Annotated in this window: 5 protein-coding genes; 2 read left to right on the top strand and 3 right to left on the bottom strand. The window is 61.3% G+C overall.

Going from position 1 to position 5,540, the window contains the following annotated elements:
• Positions 1-241, top strand: a 241-nt coding sequence (locus tag VL598_RS11935) for an AraC family transcriptional regulator (protein ID WP_325326930.1), incomplete at its 5' end; no start/stop codon positions are given.
• 457 nt (positions 242-698) lie between these two features.
• Entirely contained in the window at positions 699-1,847 is a 1,149-nt protein-coding gene (locus tag VL598_RS11940) for a peptidyl-alpha-hydroxyglycine alpha-amidating lyase family protein (protein ID WP_325326931.1), read from the top strand.
• A gap of 495 nt (positions 1,848-2,342) precedes the next feature.
• On the opposite strand, the gene VL598_RS17020 is transcribed toward VL598_RS11940, so the two are convergent.
• The 3 genes from VL598_RS17020 to VL598_RS11955 all read right to left on the bottom strand — a co-directional run.
• Positions 2,343-2,702, bottom strand: a complete 360-nt coding sequence (locus tag VL598_RS17020) for a nuclear transport factor 2 family protein (protein WP_414718708.1) — start codon at positions 2,700-2,702, stop codon at positions 2,343-2,345.
• Between the two features lie 425 nt (positions 2,703-3,127).
• On the bottom strand, positions 3,128-4,918 hold the full coding sequence (locus VL598_RS11950; protein ID WP_325326933.1) for an acyl-CoA dehydrogenase: 1,791 nt from the start codon (positions 4,916-4,918) through the stop codon (positions 3,128-3,130).
• Between the two features lie 93 nt (positions 4,919-5,011).
• Positions 5,012-5,540, bottom strand: a 529-nt coding sequence (locus VL598_RS11955; RefSeq protein ID WP_325326934.1) for an electron transfer flavoprotein subunit alpha/FixB family protein, incomplete at its 5' end; no start/stop codon positions are given.

Genomic DNA, 5,540 nt, shown 5'->3' on the forward strand with positions numbered 1-5,540 from the left:
GACTTCTCCGATCCAGTACATCAAGTCGACGCGCCTTCATCAGGCACGCCTGATGATGATCCGTGACGGCTTGACTGCTGCGTCTGCGTCGGCGCGGGTCGGTTATGAGAGCCCGTCGCAGTTCAGTCGTGAGTTCAAGAGATTCTTTGGTCGCTCGCCAGTAGACGAGGCTCGAGATATGCGAGCTTCTTTTGCGCTCTCCCCCCCAGCAAACACCTCCGGTTTTGTTTCATCGCACTGACAATCGGCTTCGCCTGAACCCCGTTGAGAGCGGGTGCCGGTACGGACGGGGACGAGGCTATCTTGGCGGTTAGTCTAAGGATCCTTTGCCCTTCCCCAAAGCGCCGGCCCGGCCTCGGCGACGTGCGTCGCCTTTCGGTCAGTATTGCGACATTCGCGATGTCTTTAGCGAACGGCAGAAACGGGTCGGTTTCTGCCGACCGCATCGGACAGCGACCGGCCAACTCCGGCCGCCAGGCTCTGCGCAAAAGCTGACACTCAGATGTCCGGGGCACATCGGGAAGCTGCCTTTTGGCAGCGTGCGGGTGTCACCGCTCAAGCTTTAACGCTCAGGCGGCCGGCGATCCGAAAGGCGACTTAGCTATTAAGCGTTTTGCGCATTACGATAGCCTCTGCACGTTCAGTACGTTGAGTACGCTAGTACGCTAGTACGTGACACACCACACAGGAGACATCGGATGAGCGAGCAATATGGGTCGTTTTGCCTGTGCTGTGGCAATGCCGAGCATCGGGCAATGAGTCGCCGTACTTTCATGAGCCTTGTCGCCGGCACCGCTGCCGGACTCGTGATGCCGCCGGCTTTCGCGGACGCACAACCGGTGCCGTCGATTGCTTACGACTCGATTGCCAATCCCGTTCATTTGCCTAAAGACACGTATTTCGGCGAATGCTCCGGTGTCGCGCTCAACTCGCATGGGCACATCTTCGTGCTGTCGCGCGGCAACACGAATGGGCCAGCCTATGGCGCGGCTGCGACGCAACTTCTGGAGTTCGCACCCGACGGACAGTTCATTCGCGAGATAGGACACAACCTGTATGCATGGTCGTTCGCGCATACGGTCAAGATAGACCGGCAGGACAACATCTGGGTGACGGACAAAGGCTCCGACATGGTGATCAAGTTCACGCCGGATGGCCGCGTCGCCATGGTGTTCGGACGCAAGCAGGAAGCCGCCGACGAGGACACCGGCCCGCTAAAGCACCCTAACCCGCCGCTGCCCGCCGAGCCTGGCCGCTTCCGCCAGGTGACTGACGTCGCATGGGACGTCGCGGGCAACACGTACATTAGCGACGGCTATATCAACTCGCGCGTCGCCAAAGTCGATCGCGACGGGAACTGGATCAAGTCCTGGGGCGACCGCGGCACTGGGCCGGGGCAGTTTCATACGCCGCATAGCATCGCACTCGACGCGCACGACAACATCTATGTCGCGGACCGCAGCAACCGGCGCATTCAGGTGTTCGACACCGAAGGCAATTTCCAGCGGCAATTCACGATCGATGTCCCGGTGCCGCCGGATGCACGTCCGGCGATCGGCAACATGCCAGATGAAGCGGCGATCGCGGCCGGCACGTTTGCGCCAGGTTCGCCGTGGGCCATCTGCATCTCGCCCGGACCGAATCAGGTGCTCTATAGCGCCGACGCTTTTCCAGGCCGTATCTACAAGATGACGCTCGACGGCAAGGTGCTCGGCGTGCTCGGCAAATCAGGCAAGCAGCCGAAGCAATTCGGCTGGATTCATCAGATGGCGTGCCCATCGGAGAACGTGCTGTTCGTCGCCGAATTGCTGAACTGGCGCGTGCAGAAGCTGGTTCTGCACGCTTGACCCGCGCTTGGGTCGAACAGGTGCCAACGATCATTTGCCGAAGTCAAGCCGGCAGACGGCTACCCAGCGTGCCGGACGATCTGATAAGAATCAGGGGGAATAACGCAGCGCGTCCCGTTCAACCGAGTTTGCGAAAATCGGTGCGCAATGACACTGTGTAGAACAGGCTTGTCGACCTGGAAGTGCTTGATGGGCCAACTCGCCGGTGGGACGGCGATCGCCCGCTTTCGATTGCCCGTTGTTCGACTTGCCTTGGCGGATGGCCGCTGTACCGCTGATAGCGGCCGTCGAGGCTGCGCTGGATTGAACGGCTGAGTTGGGTCGTTTTATGCCATTTGATCATCGCGTTCGGTCGTCGGGCGCAGAACGGCCAAGAGCGGCCGGTCGACCACGTGGCTCGAACCGGTGATAATCGCCGGTCATCGATGCGTTAGGAAAACGGATCAGCTAAGGGGGCAGGTAAGCGACGGCGGCGTGAGCGACCACTCTTTGCTGTCACTCGTCTGGTATTGGCGTAACGGCGACGCTAACCGCCCGCCACAACCCATTCCGACAGGCAAACACGCGGAGGAACCGTTGATCAATGCGCCGATCTTCCAACTCCAGTTGAAGCCGTCCGCAGGTTACAGCGGTATCCCCGAAGACGTGCGCGGCCTGCTCGCTGAATACCACCGAGCTGGCAGTCTCTGACGGATTGACCACGAGCAGCGCCTTGGTAATTGAGTCACCCGAGGGAGTCAGCGCAAGAAAATCATCTGCAAGGACGCTCTCTAATTCCTTACGAGTATGGCGTCGATACGCTTCGTTCCAGGCATTATCGAGGCGTAGCACCTCTGCTTTTGCATCCATCCCCATGTTGATGAGCCCCTTAAGCGACTGTCGATGTGAGATGCACGCGAGCTTACATAGATTCTCGACTCGCCGAAATTTTTCCGCTTGGGAACGTCTGCTGCGGACGTTCGTGAATGGCTGGTTCGGGCTGATTAGACGACTCTTACGCACGAACCAGAGCCATCGCGCCACGACCTACGTGGACGAGCCCAATTCACGGACAAGCACGGCGTTTCGCATGAATGTTTGCTTTTGACATGGCGGGAGCATTCTGCGGGCACAAACGTCGCTCGATTCTCTTAACAATGGCGGCCAGACAGCCCGGTCACTTCAAACGACAGCAACAGCAGAGTTCGAGCAGCGCGGGGGCTTCATCGCTGCTCCAACACAATGCCTTGCTAGCGCAGACGTCAAGCGCTAACTACTCCACCGCACACACGTGAAGCGAGTCAAAACTGATCTTCCGATAACGCAAGCACGCCCTCGTCTCCTCTAGCGCTAAGAATCGCGACCTCGAGCGCTGAGGCTTGCGGCAACACATGCTCGGCATAAAAACGCGCCGTCGCAATCTTAGCCTCGCAAAACGACGAATCGCGCACGTCCCCATGCGCCACCGCGAGCATGGCGCGCGCCATCTGCCAGCCGCAAAGCACGATTCCCGCAAGCTTCAGGTACGGCACGCTGCCAGCGAAGATAGCGTTGGGGTCGCGCTTCGCGTTGGCCAGCACGAAATCGACGACAGTCGCGAGCGACCGTGTGCCGACCGTCAGCCGTTCGCGCATCGAAGCAAATGCCGCCCCGTCGCACGCCGCGAGAGCCTCCACCGTTTCGTCGACACGCGCGAGCAGGCGCTTGGCCACCGCTCCACCGTCGCGCAACGTCTTCCGACCAACGAGGTCGTTCGCCTGAATGGCCGTCGTGCCTTCATAGATCGACAAGATGCGTGCGTCGCGATAGTACTGGGCTGCGCCCGTCTCCTCGATGAAGCCCATGCCGCCGTGCACCTGTACGCCAAGGCTCGCCACGTCGACCGACAACTCAGTACTCCAGCCCTTCACGATCGGCACGAGGTACTCATAGATGGCCTGGTGCTCGGCGCGAACATCCGCGTCCGGATGCCGATGCGCAAAGTCGCTCTCGGCGGCTGCAACATAAGCAAGCGCCCGTGCGCCTTCAGTGAGCGCGCGCATCGTCGCCAGCATGCGGCGTACGTCGGGATGTTGGATGATCGCCACGGCGCCCGCGGCCGAACCGTCGACAGGCCGGCTCTGCACACGTTCTCTGGCGTAGGCAACGGCCTTCTGGTAGGCGCGCTCAGCAACGGCGACACCTTGCAAGCCGACGGCGAATCGCGCAGCGTTCATCATGATGAACATGTACTCCAGCCCCCGGTTCTCCTCGCCGATGAGGTAGCCAATCGCGCCGCCATGATCTCCAAACTGGAGTACCGCCGTCGGGCTCGCCTTGATGCCGAGCTTGTGTTCGATGGCCACGCAATGCACATCGTTACGCTCACCAAGCGAACCGTCGTCGTTGACCCGAAACTTCGGCACGATGAAAAGCGAAATGCCTTTGACGCCTTCGGGCGCATCGGGCGTGCGCGCGAGCACAAGATGGACGATGTTGTCGGCCATGTCGTGCTCACCCCAAGTGATGAAGATCTTCGTGCCAAAAAGGCGATACGTGCCGTCGCCTTGCGGCTCAGCGCGCGTGCGCACGAGCGCGAGATCGGAGCCGGCCTGCGGTTCCGTCAGATTCATGGTGCCCGTCCACTCGCCTGAAATCAGCTTGGGCACGTAGCGTTGCTTCTGCGCGTCGCTGCCGGCAGTGAGCAGGGCCTCGATCGCACCATCGGTGAGCAGCGGACACAACGCGAACGAAAGATTGGCCGCGTTGAGCATTTCCATGCACGGCGTCGCCAAGAGCTTGGGGAGCCCCTGGCCCTCGTATTCGAACGGATGCTGCACGCCCTGCCAGCCGCCCTCGACAAACTGGTGAAAGGCCTCCCTGAACCCCGGCGTGGCGGTGACGGCGCCGTCTTTCCAGACGCTAGGATGACGATCGCCCTCGATGTTGAGTGGGGCCAGCACCTGCTCGCAAAGCTTGGCGGACTCACCGAGCACGGCCTGCACGGTTTCTGACGTTGCCTCCTCGAAGCCGGGCAAGGCAGCCACTGCATCAAGACCCGCCAACTCTCGCATCACGAACAGCATGTCCTTGATGGGCGCGTTGTAGCTCATCGTTGTCTCCTCGAGGATAAAAAAAGGGGCGCGTCGCGCCCCTTGTGTTTGCCGTCAGGCGCCTTGCGAACCGGCGCTTTTGCTCAGCCGTCCTTAGCCGAGCGCCGCGACGAGCTCAGGCACGATCGCGAACAAATCCCCCACGAGGCCATAGTCGGCCACGCTGAAGATCGGTGCTTCGGGATCTTTGTTGATCGCGACGATGACCTTCGAATCCTTCATGCCGGCCAGATGCTGAATCGCGCCCGAGATGCCGACCGCCACATACAGCTGCGGTGCGACGATCTTGCCCGTCTGGCCAACTTGATAATCGTTCGGCACATAGCCTGCATCCACCGCCGCACGCGAGGCGCCGAGCGCCGCGCCGAGCTTGTCCGCGAGCGGCGCGAGCACGCTCTGGTACTGCTCGCCGCTGCCGAGCCCGCGTCCGCCCGATACGACGATGTTCGCGCTCGTCAATTCCGGCCGGTCCAGCTTCGTCACCTCGCGGCTCACGAATTGCGAGATGCCGCGATCGGACGCCGCCTCGATCGGCTCGATCGGCGCGTTGCCCCCCTCGGCCGCCACGGCGTCAAAGCCCGTCGCGCGCACCGTGATCACCTTGATCGGATCGCTCGATTGC

The sequence above is a fragment of the Trinickia sp. genome (assembly GCF_035492435.1).
Lineage (GTDB): Bacteria > Pseudomonadota > Gammaproteobacteria > Burkholderiales > Burkholderiaceae > Trinickia.

What these genes read in the sequence shown, in the direction of transcription:
- VL598_RS11950 (WP_325326933.1), bottom strand. Translation starts at nt 4,918, where the DNA reads ATGAGCTACAACGCGCCCATCAAGGACATGCTGTTCGTGATGCGAGAG.
- VL598_RS17020 (WP_414718708.1), bottom strand. Translation starts at nt 2,702, where the DNA reads ATGGGGATGGATGCAAAAGCAGAGGTGCTACGCCTCGATAATGCCTGG.
- VL598_RS11940 (WP_325326931.1), top strand. Translation starts at nt 699, where the DNA reads ATGAGCGAGCAATATGGGTCGTTTTGCCTGTGCTGTGGCAATGCCGAG.